This is a genomic window from Streptomyces sp. NBC_00104 (assembly GCF_045160825.1).
Lineage (GTDB): Bacteria > Actinomycetota > Actinomycetes > Streptomycetales > Streptomycetaceae > Streptomyces.
The window spans coordinates 1,213,372-1,227,489 of sequence record NZ_CP108215.1 but is presented as its reverse complement, the minus strand read 5'-3'; the positions used below and the strand labels follow the sequence as shown (position 1 = coordinate 1,227,489).

At 73.6% G+C, this 14,118-nt stretch carries 13 protein-coding genes; 1 reads left to right on the top strand and 12 read right to left on the bottom strand.

Annotated elements, in window-relative coordinates; all coding sequences use genetic code 11:
• Positions 1-90: 90 nt before the first annotated feature.
• The 10 genes from paaB to pdhA form a co-directional block, all read right to left on the bottom strand.
• Positions 91-387, bottom strand: a complete 297-nt coding sequence (gene paaB, locus OG272_RS05245; RefSeq protein WP_326584724.1) for a 1,2-phenylacetyl-CoA epoxidase subunit PaaB — start codon at positions 385-387, stop codon at positions 91-93.
• Positions 384-1,361: a 1,2-phenylacetyl-CoA epoxidase subunit PaaA gene (paaA, locus tag OG272_RS05240; protein ID WP_328224654.1), complete on the bottom strand. Its 978-nt coding sequence runs from the start codon at positions 1,359-1,361 to the stop codon at positions 384-386. The genes paaB and paaA overlap by 4 nt, the downstream gene beginning before the upstream one ends.
• A 103-nt stretch (positions 1,362-1,464) precedes the next feature.
• A complete protein-coding gene (locus OG272_RS05235) occupies positions 1,465-2,292 on the bottom strand; it encodes an enoyl-CoA hydratase-related protein (RefSeq protein WP_328222475.1) in 828 nt (275 codons plus the stop codon).
• The gene (locus OG272_RS05230) at positions 2,286-3,149 is read right to left on the bottom strand and encodes a 3-hydroxyacyl-CoA dehydrogenase family protein (protein WP_328222474.1); all 864 of its coding nucleotides are present in this window, start codon (positions 3,147-3,149) and stop codon (positions 2,286-2,288) included. Before OG272_RS05230 ends, OG272_RS05235 begins: the two co-directional genes overlap by 7 nt.
• The gene (locus tag OG272_RS05225) at positions 3,146-3,940 is read right to left on the bottom strand and encodes an enoyl-CoA hydratase/isomerase family protein (RefSeq protein ID WP_328222473.1); all 795 of its coding nucleotides are present in this window, start codon (positions 3,938-3,940) and stop codon (positions 3,146-3,148) included. Before OG272_RS05225 ends, OG272_RS05230 begins: the two co-directional genes overlap by 4 nt.
• Positions 3,937-5,118 carry a thiolase family protein gene (locus OG272_RS05220; RefSeq protein ID WP_328222472.1) on the bottom strand — a complete coding sequence of 394 codons (1,182 nt, stop codon included), beginning with the start codon at positions 5,116-5,118 and terminating at the stop codon, positions 3,937-3,939. Before OG272_RS05220 ends, OG272_RS05225 begins: the two co-directional genes overlap by 4 nt.
• Positions 5,108-6,826 carry a phenylacetic acid degradation protein PaaN gene (gene paaN / locus OG272_RS05215; RefSeq protein ID WP_328222471.1) on the bottom strand — a complete coding sequence of 573 codons (1,719 nt, stop codon included), beginning with the start codon at positions 6,824-6,826 and terminating at the stop codon, positions 5,108-5,110. The genes OG272_RS05220 and paaN overlap by 11 nt, the downstream gene beginning before the upstream one ends.
• Positions 6,827-6,909: 83 nt before the next feature.
• The gene (locus tag OG272_RS05210) at positions 6,910-8,505 is read right to left on the bottom strand and encodes a 2-oxo acid dehydrogenase subunit E2 (RefSeq protein WP_405892681.1); all 1,596 of its coding nucleotides are present in this window, start codon (positions 8,503-8,505) and stop codon (positions 6,910-6,912) included.
• The gene (locus tag OG272_RS05205; protein WP_327731021.1) at positions 8,502-9,521 is read right to left on the bottom strand and encodes an alpha-ketoacid dehydrogenase subunit beta; all 1,020 of its coding nucleotides are present in this window, start codon (positions 9,519-9,521) and stop codon (positions 8,502-8,504) included. The genes OG272_RS05210 and OG272_RS05205 overlap by 4 nt, the downstream gene beginning before the upstream one ends.
• A 5-nt stretch (positions 9,522-9,526) precedes the next feature.
• Positions 9,527-10,648, bottom strand: coding sequence for a pyruvate dehydrogenase (acetyl-transferring) E1 component subunit alpha (gene pdhA, locus OG272_RS05200; protein ID WP_327731022.1), 1,122 nt, complete (start codon positions 10,646-10,648; stop codon positions 9,527-9,529).
• A gap of 120 nt (positions 10,649-10,768) precedes the next feature.
• Between pdhA and OG272_RS05195 the strand changes: the two genes are divergently transcribed.
• A complete protein-coding gene (locus OG272_RS05195) occupies positions 10,769-11,269 on the top strand; it encodes an Lrp/AsnC family transcriptional regulator (protein WP_327731023.1) in 501 nt (166 codons plus the stop codon).
• Positions 11,270-11,303: 34 nt separating this feature from the next.
• On the opposite strand, the gene OG272_RS05190 is transcribed toward OG272_RS05195, so the two are convergent.
• Positions 11,304-13,025, bottom strand: a complete 1,722-nt coding sequence (locus tag OG272_RS05190) for an aldehyde dehydrogenase family protein (protein WP_405892680.1) — start codon at positions 13,023-13,025, stop codon at positions 11,304-11,306.
• Positions 13,026-13,030: 5 nt separating this feature from the next.
• Positions 13,031-14,077 carry a histidinol-phosphate transaminase gene (gene hisC, locus OG272_RS05185; RefSeq protein ID WP_327731025.1) on the bottom strand — a complete coding sequence of 349 codons (1,047 nt, stop codon included), beginning with the start codon at positions 14,075-14,077 and terminating at the stop codon, positions 13,031-13,033.
• Positions 14,078-14,118: the final 41 nt, after the last annotated feature.

The window sequence follows — 14,118 nt, the reverse complement described above, 5'->3', positions numbered from 1 at the left end:
ATCGCCTTGGACGGACGCCCTTGGACGGATCGCCTTGGACGGACGCCCTTGGACGGACGCCCTTGGACGGGCGTCCCTGGGTGGGCGTCCCTAGATGTGGGGGACGTCGTCGGGGATGTCGTAGAACGTGGGGTGCCGGTAGACCTTGTCGCCGCTGGGCGCGAAGAAGGGGTCCTTCTCGTCGGGTGCGGAGGCGGTGATGGTGTCCGAGCGCACGGCCCAGATGCTCACCCCCTCGTTGCGCCGGGTGTAGAGGTCACGGGCGTGGCGGAGGGCCATCTCGTCGTCGGCGGCGCGCAGGGAGCCGACATGGACGTGGTTGAGCCCGCGCTTGCCGCGGACGAACACCTCGTACAGCGGCCACCCGGTCCTGCTCGTGGCGCTCACGCCGCCGCTCCTTCCCGCGCGCGACCGGCCTGCTGCTTGGCGGCGTACGCGGTGGCGGCCTCCCTGACCCAGGCGCCCTCCTCGTGGGCGGCCCGACGGCGGGCGATCCGCTCGGCGTTGCACGGCCCGTCGCCGGCGACGACCCGCTTCAGCTCGTCCCAGTCGGGGGTGCCGAAGTCGTGGTGGGCGCGCTCCTCGTTCCACCGCAGCTCCGGGTCGGGGAGCGTCACGCCGAGCTTCTCGGCCTGCGGCACGGTCATGTCGACGAACCGCTGCCGCAGTTGGTCGTTGCTGTGCCGCTTGATCTTCCAGGCCATGGACCGGGCCGAGTTGGGGGAGTCGTCGTCGGGCGGGCCGAACATCATCAGGGACGGCCACCACCAGCGGTCCACGGCGTCCTGCACCATGGCCCGCTGTGCGTCGGTGCCGCGCATCATGGTCAGGAGCAGTTCGTAGCCCTGCCGTTGGTGGAAGGACTCCTCCTTGCAGACGCGCACCATGGCGCGTCCGTACGGGCCGTACGAGGTGCGGCACAGCGGGACCTGGTTGCAGATCGCCGCACCGTCCACGAACCAGCCGACGACGCCCACGTCGGCGAAGGTGCGGGTGGGGTAGTTGAAGATCGAGGAGTACTTCTGGCGGCCGTCGATCAGGCGCCGGGTCAGGTCCGCGCGGTCGGCGCCGAGCGTCTCGGCCGCGGAGTAGAGGTAGAGGCCGTGGCCCGCCTCGTCCTGGACCTTCGCGAAGAGGATCGCCTTGCGGCGCAGCGAGGGCGCCTTGGTGATCCACTCGCCCTCCGGCTGCATGCCGATGATCTCCGAGTGCGCGTGCTGCGCGATCTGCCGGACGAGTGTGGCGCGGTAGGCGTCGGGCATCCAGTCCCTGGGTTCGACGCGCTGGTCCCGGGCGATGGTGTCCTCGAAGGCGGCCTCGGGGTCGTACGGCCCCGAGGCCGCCGAGTCGGGGTTGTCCATGGTGTTCATGACGGCGGTGTCCTGTCGTGGTCTCGGTTCTGGTCGGTCTGTGGTCGGTTCGTGGTCGGTTCGTGGTCTTCTCGGGATCGAGGGGCGGGACCGGTCAGTGACCGCGGAAGACCGGGGCGCGGCGTGCCAGGAAGGCGCGGACGGCCTCGTGGTGGTCGTCGGTGGCGCCGAGCCGGCGTTGCACGACGGCCTCGCGCTCCAGGGCGGCGGGCAGCGTCGAGGCGGACGCGGACCGCAGCAGCGCCTTGGTCTCCCGGTACGCGGCGGTGGGGCCGTCGGCGAGACGACGGGCGAGGGCGAGTCCTTCGGCGGCGGCCCGGCCGTCCGGTACGACACGGTGCACCAGCCCCCAGTCCTCGGCGTCCCGCGCCGAGAAACGGTCGCCCAGCAGCATGAGTCCGCCGGTCCGGGACGGGCCGAGCCGGCGGACCAGGGCGCGGGCCACCCCGGAGTCGGAGGCCAGCCCGAGGCCGCCGAAGGCGGTCGCGAACCGGGCTCCCTCGCCGGCGACCCGCACGTCGGCGCAGAGCGCGATGCCGAGACCGGCCCCGACGCAGGCGCCCTCGACGGCCACGACGAGCGGCACGGACAGCGCGTCGAGCTCCTTCACCAGCGGGTTGTAGTCGTTGGGGATGTTCGCGAACGCCCGGGTCGGCGCGGCGGAGAGCAGCCGGGCGTGTTCCTGGAGGTCCTGCCCGACGCAGAAGTGCTTGCCCCGCGCGGTGAGCAGGGCCGCCCGGACACCGCGTGCGGTGTCCGTCGTCAGGCGCCGCGCGGCCAGCAGGAGCGCGCCGCGCAGGTGCGCGTCGAGCGCGTTGCCGCTCGCGGCACCGCACAGTTCGAGGACCGCGACTCCGTCGGTGACCTCGTACGTCACCCCGTGCGGGCGGTCCGCCCCCAGGGCCGTGTCGTCGTTCACCATGGGTAGAACCCCTGACCGGTCTTGCGGCCCAGCTCACCGCGGGCGACCTTCTCCCGCAGCAGCCGGGGCGGCGCGAAGCGTTCGCCGAGCGTCGTGTGCAGGTGCTCCGCGATGGCGAGCCGTACGTCGAGTCCCACCACGTCGGTCAGCCGCAGCGGTCCCATCGGGTGCCGGTAGCCGAGGCGCATGGCCGTGTCGATGGCCTCCGGGTCGGCGACCCCTTCCTCGACCATGCGGATCGCCTCCAGTCCGAGGGCGAGGCCGAGGCGGCTGCTGGCGAAGCCGGGGGAGTCCTTGACGACGACGTCCTCTTTGCCGAGGGCGTGCGTCCAGCGGACCGCCGCGTCGAGGGCCGTCGCGTCGGTGCCCGGGGCCAGGACCAGTTCCACGAGGTCGGACACGGGTACGGGGTTGAAGAAGTGCATCCCCAGGAAACGCCCGGGACGCCGCAGAGCCGCCGCGAGCTCGGTGACGGACAGGGAGCTGGTGTTGCTGGCCAGCACACATCCGTCCGGCACGACGTGCTCGGCGGCGGCGAGCACCTCTGCCTTGAGCCCGGCGTTCTCGGGGACCGCCTCGACGACGAGATCCGCGTCGTCGGGCAGTTCGGCGACCGACGACACGGCGATCACCCGGTCCGGCAGGTCGAGGTCCGAGGACCCGGCGAGCGTTCCGCGCTCGGCTGCCCGCCGAAGCCCTGTGGCGATCCGCTCCAGAGCGGCGGCCGCCGTGGCGCCGTCGCGTTCCACGACGACCACCCGCGACCCGGCGGCCGCGAACGACTGGGCGATACCCGCGCCCATACGCCCCCCGCCGATCACCCCCACCACGGCGGGCGCTGTTGCTGCCGAGCTCATGCCCGGGCTCCCTTCTTCTCCAGGAAGCGCGTCATGCGCTCCTCTTTGTCCGGGCTCTCGAAGAGCACCGCCTGGGCGAGGTCGTCGGCCACGGGATGGGCTCCCGAGGCGTCGGTGACGAGCTTGGTGAGCCGCAGGGCGAGCGCCGAGGAACGGGACATCCGGTCGAGCACCGCGTGCGCCTCGTCGACCAGCCGATCCGGCGGTACGACGTCCATGACCAGGCCGCAGGCGAGCGCGGCCGCGGCGTCGAGGCTCCGCCCGGCGAGCAGGACCTGCTTGGCCACCGACTCGCCCACCAGCTCCCGCAACCGCCAGCACGCCCCGGCGGCGGCGAGGATGCCGAGCCCCGGTTCGGGGTTGCCGAAGACCGCGTCCGGGCCGGCGATCCGGAGGTCGCAGGCGTACGCCAACTCGGCCCCGCCGCCCAGCGCCCAGCCGGGCACGGCGGCGATCGTGGGCAGGGGCAGCCTCCGCACCCGCTCGAACAGGCGGCTGTTGATCCCCTCCAGCGCCTCGTCCCGGCCGCGCCGGCGCAGTTCGCCGATGTCGGCCCCACCGGCGAAGACCCCGCCGTGCCCGGTGAGCAGCAGCAGCTTCGGAGAGCGCTCCAAGTCCTCGCACACGCGGTGCAGTTCGGCGATCATTCGGGCGCTGACGGCGTTGCGGGCGGCGGGCCGACGCAGGGTGACCACCACCCGGTCGGTGCGCTCCTCGACCGACAAAGTCTCGTACGAGCGCTCCTCGACCGACAGCGTCTCGTACGGGCTGCCCGCGGCTGTCGCGCTCATACGCGCTCCACGAGCATCGCCACGCCCTGTCCGACCCCGACGCAGAGGGTGGCCAGGCCCCGTCGGCCGCCCTCGCGCTCCAGGCGGCCGAGCAGGGTGAGCAGGATGCGGGTGCCGGAGCAGCCCAGGGGGTGGCCGAGGGCGATGGCGCCGCCGTCGGCGTTGACGCGGTCCGGGTCGAGCTTCAGGCGGCGTATCACCGCCAGGGCCTGGACGGCGAAGGCCTCGTTGAGTTCGACCGCGTCGAGGTCGTCGACCGTCCAGCCCGCCCGGTCCAGGGCCTGAGCGGTGGCCGGCACCGGGCCGAGGCCCATCAGGTGGGGCTCGACCCCGGCCGAGGTGGCGGTGACGACACGGGCCCGGGGAGTCAGCCCGTACCGCTCCACCGCGGCCCCGCTCGCCACCACCAGGGCGGCGGCCCCGTCGGACAGCGGCGAGGAGTTGCCCGCGGTGACGACGCCGCCCGGGCGGAACGCGGTGCGCAGGCCGCTCAGCCTCTCCAACGTGGTGGTCGGGCGGGGCCCTTCGTCCTGGGTCACCTCACCGTCGGCCACCGGCACCGGGACGATCTCCGCCGTGAAACGGCCCGCCGCCTGCGCGGCCACCGCCCGGCGGTGGCTGCGCAACGCGAAGGAGTCGGCCTCCAGGCGGGTGATGCCGTCCAGCGCCGCGACCTCCTCCGCGGTCTCGCCCATCGACAGCGTGGTCGTCGCGGGGAAGCGCGGGTTGGTGAAGCGCCAGCCGAGCGAGGTGTCGTGGACGTCCCCGGGCCGGGCCCAGGGCGTGCCGGGCTTGGCCATCACCCAGGGTGCGCGGGTCATCGACTCGACCCCGCCGGCCACGACGAGGTCGGCCTCGCCCGCTCGTATCGCCTGTGCGGCGGAGGCGACGGCGGTGAGTCCGGAGGCGCACAGCCGGTTGACGGTGTATCCGGGCACGGTGTGCGGAAGTCCCGCCAGCAGGACGGCCATCCGCGCGACGTCACGGTTGTCCTCGCCGGCCTGGTTCGCGGCGCCGAGGATCACCTCGTCCACGGAGTCGGCCGGGATCCCGGCGCGTCGCACGGCCTCGCCGACGACGAGGGCGGCCAGGTCGTCGGGGCGTACGGACGCCAGGGCACCCCCGTAGCGGCCCTGCGGGGTGCGGGCCCCGTCGATCAGATAGACCTCATCGGACATCGGAGTGCTCCTCGTGCTCCCCGGCGGGGGCGTGGCGGCGGGACTGGAGGACCGCGAACCGGCCCGTGACGAACGCCGGGTCGGTCAGGGTCGCGTTGGCGGCCGGGTTGGCCGACGTGCCGTGGAAGTCGCTGAAGGCGGCGGACTGGTTGGGGAACACGTCGGCGGTCAGGTTCTCCGACAGGTGCACGCCGGCCTCCAGGGCCGTCGCCCGCGCCGCCGCCAGGACGTCCTCGCCGGTCGCGTACACGCAGGCGGTGAGCGCGCCGTGGCGTCGTACGGTGTCGTGCAGGACGCGCAGCGAGTGCGCGGTGTCGTCGGTGGCGATGACGAAGGAGACCGGCCCGAACCACTCGCTCGTATAGGTCTTCTCGTCGGCCTCGGCATCGAGCCGGGCCACCAGCGGGGTGCGGACGACGGCGTCCGGATGGTCGGGGTGGGGCACGGCACGGGAGGGATGGGCGGTACGGCCCAGGGCGGACGCCTCCTCCAGCCGCGCGAGCACTCCGCCGTTCACGATGGCGCCGAGGGTGGCGGTGGCGCGGGCCGGGTCGGCGAGCAGGTCGTCGAGCGCGGAGCCCAGGTCGGCGGCGAACTCGTCGGCCGTACGGGCTCCTCGATCGGTGGGGAACCCGTCGCGGGGCACCAGGATGTTCTGCGGGGTGGTGCACATCTGGCCGCTGTAGAGCGACAGGGAGAACGCGAGGTTGCGCAGCAGCCCGGCGTAGTCGTCCGTGGAGTCCACGACGACGGTGTTCAGGCCCGCCTTCTCCGTGTGGACGACCGCCTGGCGGGCGTTGTCCTCCAGCCAGTCGCCGAACTCGCTGGAACCGGTGAAGTCCACGATCCGCACGTCGGGGTGGGTGGCCAGGGCGGGAGCGGTGCGTTCTTCGGGGCGCGAGGCGGCCAGCAGCACCACGTCCGGGTCGAAACCGGCCTCCGCCAGCACCTCGCGGGCGATCCGCACGGTGATCGCCAGCGGCAGCACGGCCCGCCGATGCGGCTTGACGATCACCGGATTACCGGTGACCAGGCTCGCGAAGAAGCCCGGATAGCCGTTCCAGGTGGGGAAGGTGTTGCAGGCGATGAGCACGGACACGCCCCGGCCGACCGGTGTGTACGTCTTGTCCATGACCAGCGGCCCGCCGCGCCGCCGGGGCTTGCTCCAGCGCGCGGTGGCGGGGTGACGCCGCTGTGCCTCCCAGGCGTACGCCACCGCCTCCAGGCCACGGTCCTGGGCGTGCGGCCCGCCTGCCTGGAACGCCATCACGAACGGCTGACCGGTGGTGTGCTGGACGGCGTGCGCGATCTCGAAGCTCGCCGCGTTCAGCCGGGCCAGGATCTCGGCCGCCACGCCAGCCCGGACGTCGGGGCTCGCGGAACGCCAGGCGGAGGCGGCCGACTTGGCCGTCGCCACGGCGGTCTCGGGCGCCAGGTGCGGGTAGCTGATGCCGAGGGGGAAGCCGTACGGCGACACCTCCGTGGCGGGGACGGTGCCGGTGGTGGGGTGCCCGTCGAGAGGGAAGGGGCGGTCGAGGAGGCCACGGAAGGCCGCCTCGCCCGCGGCGGGCGCCCCGGCTCCGTACGCGGAGGTGCTCGGGGTCTCCGGGTAGGGCGTCCAGTAGCCGCGGTCGGCCGTGCGGGCCACCGCCTGGTCGAGGAGGTCCGCGTGGCGGAAGAAGAAGTCGGGATGCTGGTCGGGGGACATGAAAGCTCCAGGCCGAACGTTCGGTCGGTTGGTGGGTGTGGTGCGCCCGGGTAGGGGGCACGGCGGAGGGGAGGCGGGTCGGATCAGACGTCGGCGAGCAGGATCGCCGGGCGTTCCACGCAGTCGGCCACGAAGCGCAGGAAGCCGCCGGCCACGCCGCCGTCGCAGACGCGGTGGTCGAAGCTGAGCGACAGTTGCGTGACCTTGCGGACGGTGAGCGCGCCGTCCACCACCCAGGGCTTGTCGACGATGCGGCCCACGCCGAGGAGGGCCGCCTCCGGGTGGTTGATGATGGGCGTGGAGCCGTCGACGCCGAACACGCCGTAGTTGTTGAGGGTGAAAGTGCCGCCGGTCAACCGGTCGGGCGGCAGGCTTCCGGTCCGGGCCAGCTCCGTCAACCGGGCGAGTTCGGCGGCCAGTTGGACCGTCGTCAGCCGGTGCGCGTCGCGGACGACGGGGACGACCAGCCCGCGTTCGGTCTGGGCGGCGAAGCCCAGGTGGACCTCGTCGTAGCGCAGGATCTCCCGACGCTCGGTGTCGACTGCGGAGTTCAGCTCGGGGTAGCGGCGCAGACCGGCGACGCAGATCCGGGCGAACAGGGCCAACAGCCCGACCCGGCGGCCGGGTTCGGCCGCCTCCAGCGCCTTCTTGGCCCGGAGCAGTCCGGTGGCGTCCACGTCGACCCACGTCGTGGCGTCGGGGATCTCGGTCCGGCTGCGGGAGAGCTTGTCGGCGACGGCTTTACGAACGCCTCGGAGGGGGATGCGAACGGGACCGTCCGAGACGCTCTTCGGTCGGGACACGGGTGCGAGGCCCGGTCGGGGGACGGGCGTGGGCGCCGGTCGGGGGACGGGCGCGGTATCCGGCCGGGACACGGGCGTGGGTTCCGACCGAGACGCAGGTGTCGGCTCCGTGCGGGTCCACCCGCCGGACGGCACCTCCGCGGGCCGCGCGCCCTGGGCGACGGCCTGTTCCACGTCCCGCCGAAGGACGACCCCGGCGGGGCCGGACGGCGTCAGCGCGGTGAGGTCGATCCCGTGGTCCCGGGCCATCCGGCGCACGAGGGGCGAGATGACCCGGGGAGCGTGCGGCTCGATCACCGGCGTCGCCTCGGCCACCGGCCCGGCGGGCGCCGCGGCGGCCCCCACGCGTCGGCGACGCCGGCGCGACGCCGGTTCGTGTCCGGTGCCGTAGCCGATCAGCACGTTGCCCGATCCGGCTTGCTCTTCCTCCCGGTACCGCTCTGCGCCCGGGTTGGCCGACGCCGGTCCCGTCATGGGCTCGCCGGATGGCAAAGACCCGAGGGCCTCGCCCATGCCGCCGCCCGGTCCGCTCGCCGAGCCGGATCGGCGAGCCTCGGTACCGACTACGCCGGGCGACGGATCGCCCGAGCGCTCACCCGTGCCGCCGCCCCCGCCGGAGGCATTCGCCCCCACCGTGATCAGCGGTTCCCCCACACCCAGCGCCGTACCCGCCTCCGCGTGCAGGCGCAGCACCGTGCCCGCGTACGGCACCGGCACCTCGACCGCCGCCTTCGCGGTCTCCACCTCGACCACGATCTGGTCGATCGTCACGGTGTCGCCGACGGCGACCTTCCACTCCACGATCTCCGCGTCGGTCAGGCCCTCGCCGAGGTCGGGGAGCCGGAACAGCTGCTCGTGCAGCGTCGCGGTGGTCATGCGACCGCTCCCTTCGACAGGTGCCGGGTGTCGGGCTCGTCGGAGAACTGCAGGCGGTCGACGGCATCGAGGATCCGGTCGACGCCGGGCAGGTGCGCGTGCTCCAGCTTCGGCGGCGGGTACGGGATGTCGAAGCCGGTGACCCGCAGTACGGGAGCGGCCAGCGAATGGAAGCAGCGCTCCTGCACCCGGGCGGCGATCTCCGCGCCGACCCCGGCGAAGCCCTGCGCCTCCTGCACGACCACGCAGCGCCCCGTCCTGCGCACCGACTCCGTGACGGTCTCGTCGTCGAAGGGCACCAGCGTCCGCAGATCCACGACCTCCAGCTCGGTCCCGTCCTCGGCGGCGGCCTCGGCCGCGGCCAGGGCCACCGGAACCGACGGGCCGTACGCGATGACGGTGGCGTCCCGCCCCGCCCGCCGGATCGCCGCCCGCCCGAACGGCAGCGCCCCACGGGTGAGAAGGTCGGTGTCCTCGCGCGACCAGTACAGCTTCTTCGGCTCCAGGAACACCACCGGATCAGGGTCGGCCACCGCGTCCCGCAGCAGCCAGTAAGCGTCCTCGGCCGTGGCCGGGGTGACCACCTTCAGGCCGGGCGTGTGCGCGTAATAGGCCTCGCTGGAGTCGCAGTGGTGCTCCACTCCGCCGATGCCGCCGGCGTAGGGGACGCGGATCACCATCGGCAGGTTGACCCGCCCGCGCGTGCGGTTGCGCAGCTTGGCGACGTGCGAGGCGATCTGCTCGAAAGCCGGGTACGCGAAGGCGTCGAACTGCATCTCCACCACGGGCCGGAACCCGCCCATCGCCATGCCGACCGCCAGCCCGACGATGCCGGCCTCCGCGAGCGGGGTGTCGAAGCAGCGCTGCTCGCCGAAGTCGCGGGTCAGCCCGTCGGTGATGCGGAACACCCCGCCGAGCGGGCCGACGTCCTCACCGAAGACGAGGACGCGTTCGTCCTCATGGAGCGCGTCGCGCAGAGCGGTGTTGAGCGCCTGCGCCATCGTGACCTTGGCCATGGTCGTCAGTCCTCCTGGGCCTGGGTGGTTTCGGCGAGCTCCGCCGCCAACTGGGCACGCTGTTCGCGCAGTTGCGGGGTCGGCTCGGCGTAGACGTGGTCGAACAGCTCCAGCGGGTCCAGGACGGTGTCCGCGTTCATGCCGGCGCGCACCCGCGCCGCCAGCTCCTCGGCCTCCTCCCGCAGCGCCGCCACGTCCTCGTCGGTGAGCGCCCCGCGCGAGCGCAGGTACGCCTCCAGCCGGTCGACCGGGTCGGCGGCCCGCCACCGCTCGACCTCCTCGTCCTCCCGGTAGCGGGTGGCGTCGTCGGCGTTGGTGTGCGCGTCCATGCGGTACGTGTGCGCCTCGACCAGCACCGGGCCCTTCCCGGCGCGGGCGTGCTCGACGGCCGCGTTCAACACCGCCAGCACCGCCACCAGGTCGTTGCCGTCGACCTGTTCGGAGCGCACCCCGTAGCCGATGCCCTTGTAGGCGAGGGCGGGCGCCGCGGTCTGCCGGGCCAGCGGCACGGAGATCGCGTACTTGTTGTTCTGCACGAAGAAGACGACCGGCGCGCGGAAGACGGCCGCGAAGTTCAGCGCCTCGTGGAAGTCGCCCTCGCTGGTCGCCCCGTCGCCGACGAGCGCCATGGCCACGCCGTCCTCGCCCTTGCGGCGCAGGGACTCGGCCATGCCGGTCGCGTGCAGGACCTGGGTGGCCAGCGGGGTGCACTGGGGCGCGACCCGGGTGGCGGCGGGGTCGTAGCCGCAGTGCCAGTCGCCGCGCAGCAGGGTCAGCACCTCGACCGGGTCGATGTCGCGGGTCACCAGGGCGACGGAATCGCGGTAGGTCGGGAACAGCCAGTCGTCCGGGCGCAGCGCGAGCACGGCGCCGATCTGACAGGCCTCCTGACCACGGCTGGACGGATAGACGGCCAGACGGCCCTGCTTGGTGAGGGCGGTCGCCTGGGTGTCGAACCGGCGGCCCAGCACCATCCGCCGCCAGGCCTCCCGCAGGGCCTCGACCGGCGGCTCGGTGTAGTCGGCCGGCCGCCTGGCGACCGGGGTGCCGTCCTCGGCCACGAACCGCACCGGGGACAGGGACGGCAGGAGGCCCTGCACCGTCTGGCGGAGGCTCTTCACAGACATGGAGGGCACTCGCTTTCTCTGGACACTTGACAGGAGAATGGTGGCCATTGCGGAATATGTGTTCAATAGCTCGGCTGAACCGGCGACCAATTGCCGATCGGAAAGCTCTGGGAGGGCAAAGTGTCCGAGGAAATCTCTCCGCAGGGGGCGGCGGCCGGACGAACTGCCGTCCCGCTCGACGACATCGACCGGCAGATCCTGACCCGGCTCCTCCAGGACGGCCGGATCTCGGTCCGCGCCCTCGCCGAACAGGTCCACATCTCCCGGGCCAACGCCTACACGCGCATCGGCCGGCTCGTGGCCGAGGACGTCATCACCGGTTTCACCGCGCAGCTCAACGCCCAGCGGGCCGGCCTCGGCACCAGCGCCTACGTCACGATGGGCATCGACCAGAACGCCTGGCGCGACATCTCCCGCGAACTGCGCGCCATCCCGTACGTGGAGCATGTCGCCCTCGTCACGGGCGATTTCGACGTCCTGGTGCTGGTGCGCGCGCCGGACAATCTGGCGCTGCGCAAGGTGGTGCTGGAGAGCATCCAAGGGGTGCCGGGCGTGCGCTCCACCCGCACCTGGCTCGTCTTCGACGAGGTGCGGGGGCGCGGCGCCACCTGGACGGACTGAGGACCGGCGCGGTCCTACGCCGAGCGGCTCGCGGTCACACGTCGAGCAGCGCGACGGTGGCGGCGGGGCTCCGCGCGGCGACCGTCGGCCGGTCCGGGGCCGCCGGGACGGGAGCCGTCGCCGGTGCGTGCCGCCGCGAGCGCACCACGCGGAACCGTCCGGTGATGAAGTGGGCGCCGGCGCCCGGCAGGTCGGCGCGGGCCGAGGACGGGTCGGCGGGCAGGTCGTCGAGGTTCTCCACCAGATGCACCCCGGCGTCCAGCGCCGCGGTCTCGGCCGCCGCCAGGACCAGCGGGTCGGTGGAGTGCACCGAGGCGTGGAGCGCGCCGTGCCGCGCCATCGTGCGGCGCAGCAGGGCGAGGCTGTGCGAGGTCGATTCGGTGCCCACCAGGAAGGACACGAGTCCGGGCCACTCGCGTGTGTAGATCGGCTCGTCACAGGCGCGCAGCCGCACCAGCAGCGGGCTGCGCAGGTCGGCGGGCGTCTGCCCGGGGTGGACGACGGGTCCGGAGGCGTGCAGGACGGGGCCGTACCGCGCGGCCTCCGCCAGAGCGTCGCGCACCTCGTCGGCGGTGATCGCGCCCAGCACCCGCGCCGCGCGTGCGGGATGCCCGAGCAGCCGGTCCACGGCGTCACCGAGGTCGGCCCCGAGGTCCCGCAGCGTCCTGTGCCCCTCGTCGGTGGGAAAGCCCCGCTCCGGCACCAGGATGTTCTGCGGTGTGGTGCGTACCGTGCCGCTGCACAGGCACGAGGAGAGGGCGAGGCCCCGCACCAGGCCCCGGTAGTCGTCGGTGGAGTCCACGACCACGGTGTTCAGCCCCGTCCGGTTGGCGAACACGGCGGCCTGGCGGGCGTGTCGCTCCAACCAGTCGGCGAAGCGTGCCGAGCCGGTGAAGTCGACGATGCGCACCGCCGGGTCGGTGGCCAGCCGCCGGTGCACCCGCCGCTCCGGTTCGGCCACCGCCAGGGTGACCACGTTCGGGTCGTGGCCGGCCTCCGCCAGCACCTGGCGCGCGACCAGAACAGTGATCGCCAGCGGCAGGACCGAGCGCGGATGGGGGGCCACGACGACGGGATTGCCGGTCACCAGGCCCGCGAACAGGGCCGGATACCCGTTCCAGAGCGGGAAGTCGGGACAGCCGACGAGCAGGGACACCCCGCGGGGCACCAGGGTGCAGGTGCCCCGCAGCGCCAGCGGCCGCCCACCCCGCTCGGCGCTCTCCCACCGCAGGTCGGCCGGGACGCGTTCCGACTCGGCGAGCGCCTGGGCCACGGCCTCCAGAGCACGGTCCTGGGCCCGTGGCCCGGCGGCCCGGAACGCCGCGTGCAACGGCTGGCCGGTCGTGTGGTGCACGGCGAGGGCCAGCTCGTGGCTACGGGTGTTGAGCCGGCGCAGGATCTCCACGGCCAGCCCGGCGCGCTCGTACGTCCCGGCGGCCCGCCAGCCTGCCGCCGCCCGCCCGGCCGCCGCGACCAGCTCCGCGGGATCGCAGCGCGGGTAGGCGATGGCCAGCGCGACGCCGTACGGCGACGACTCCGTGCGCACCTGCCCGAGTGCGCCGGGCTGCCCCAGAACGAAGGGCCGTCCCAGCAGCGAGCGGAACACCTTCCCCGCGGTGCGGGTGGACCTCATGCCCGCGTCGGCCGCGTCCTGACCGGTCGCCTCGGTGAAGGGGCGACGGCACTCACCGGCGGCGAGGGCACCGACGACATCGTCGAGCAGCTCGCGGTGCCGCTCGTAGGGACCGGGGCGCACGGCCGTCAGCCTCTCCGGATCGCGGCGAGCGCGAGCAGGGCGTCGTTCTCGTCCGGCAGCCCGATCGTCACCCGGACGCCCTCCCCGGGGAACGGGCGGACCACGATCTTCCCGTCCAGGCAGCGCAGGGCGAAGTCCGCGCTGTCCTCGCCGAGCGGCAGCCAGACGAAGTTGGACTGGGAGTCGGGCACCTCGTGGCCCAGCGCGCGCAGCCGTGCGGTGACCCGGTCGCGTTCGGCGACCGTCAGGTCGGCCCGCCGGGCGACCTCCGCGCCCTCGCCGAGGGCGACGACGGCGGCCCGCTGGGCGAGGGCGCTGACACTGAACGGCACCTGCGTGCGGCGCACGTGCGCGGCGATCCCGGGCGGCGCGACGCAGTAGCCGACCCGCAGCCCCGCCAGTCCGTACGCCTTCGAGAAGGTCCGCAGCACCGCCACGTTCGGCCGGTCGCCGAGCAGGGCGAGGCCGTCGGGGACCCGGTCGGGATCGGCGTACTCGCGGTAGGCCTCGTCGACGACGATCAGCACGTCCCGCGGCACCCGGTCCGCGAAGTCGGTCAGGGCCCGCGCGCCGACGGCCGTGGAGGTCGGGTTGTTGGGGTTGCACACGAAGACCAGCCGGGTCCGCGAGGTGATCGCCGAGGCCATCGCGTCCAGGTCGAGTGCGTGGTCGCGCAGCGGCACCCGTACGGCCGTGCCGCCCGCGACGGCGGTGAGGATCGGGTACGCCTCGAACGACCGCCAGCCGAAGACCACCTCGTCACCGGGGCCGACGACCGTGTGCAGCAGCTGCCCGCACACCTCGGAGGATCCGGCGCCCACCGCGATCCGGTCCGGCTCGACCCCGTGGTGCGCGGCCAGGGCCTCGACGAGCGGGGCGGCGTGCAGATCGGGGTAACGCGACACCCCGCCGGCGGCCTCCGCGAGGGTTTCGGCCACCCCCGGCAGCAACCCGTACGGAGACTCGTTGCTGGCCAGCACGATGGCTCCGGGCGATTTGCGGCCCGGGACGTAGGCGGGCAGCTGGGACAGGGACGCACGGACACGCACCATGCTGGACTCGCTTCTGCAGCGCTGGGGCCCGAGGCCTGGCC

What these genes read in the sequence shown, in the direction of transcription:
- paaA (WP_328224654.1), bottom strand. Translation starts at nt 1,361, where the DNA reads ATGGACAACCCCGACTCGGCGGCCTCGGGGCCGTACGACCCCGAGGCC.
- OG272_RS05235 (WP_328222475.1), bottom strand. Translation starts at nt 2,292, where the DNA reads ATGGTGAACGACGACACGGCCCTGGGGGCGGACCGCCCGCACGGGGTG.
- OG272_RS05230 (WP_328222474.1), bottom strand. Translation starts at nt 3,149, where the DNA reads ATGAGCTCGGCAGCAACAGCGCCCGCCGTGGTGGGGGTGATCGGCGGG.
- OG272_RS05225 (WP_328222473.1), bottom strand. Translation starts at nt 3,940, where the DNA reads ATGAGCGCGACAGCCGCGGGCAGCCCGTACGAGACGCTGTCGGTCGAG.
- OG272_RS05220 (WP_328222472.1), bottom strand. Translation starts at nt 5,118, where the DNA reads ATGTCCGATGAGGTCTATCTGATCGACGGGGCCCGCACCCCGCAGGGC.
- paaN (WP_328222471.1), bottom strand. Translation starts at nt 6,826, where the DNA reads ATGTCCCCCGACCAGCATCCCGACTTCTTCTTCCGCCACGCGGACCTC.
- OG272_RS05210 (WP_405892681.1), bottom strand. Translation starts at nt 8,505, where the DNA reads ATGACCACCGCGACGCTGCACGAGCAGCTGTTCCGGCTCCCCGACCTC.
- OG272_RS05205 (WP_327731021.1), bottom strand. Translation starts at nt 9,521, where the DNA reads ATGGCCAAGGTCACGATGGCGCAGGCGCTCAACACCGCTCTGCGCGAC.
- pdhA (WP_327731022.1), bottom strand. Translation starts at nt 10,648, where the DNA reads ATGTCTGTGAAGAGCCTCCGCCAGACGGTGCAGGGCCTCCTGCCGTCC.
- hisC (WP_327731025.1), bottom strand. Translation starts at nt 14,077, where the DNA reads ATGGTGCGTGTCCGTGCGTCCCTGTCCCAGCTGCCCGCCTACGTCCCG.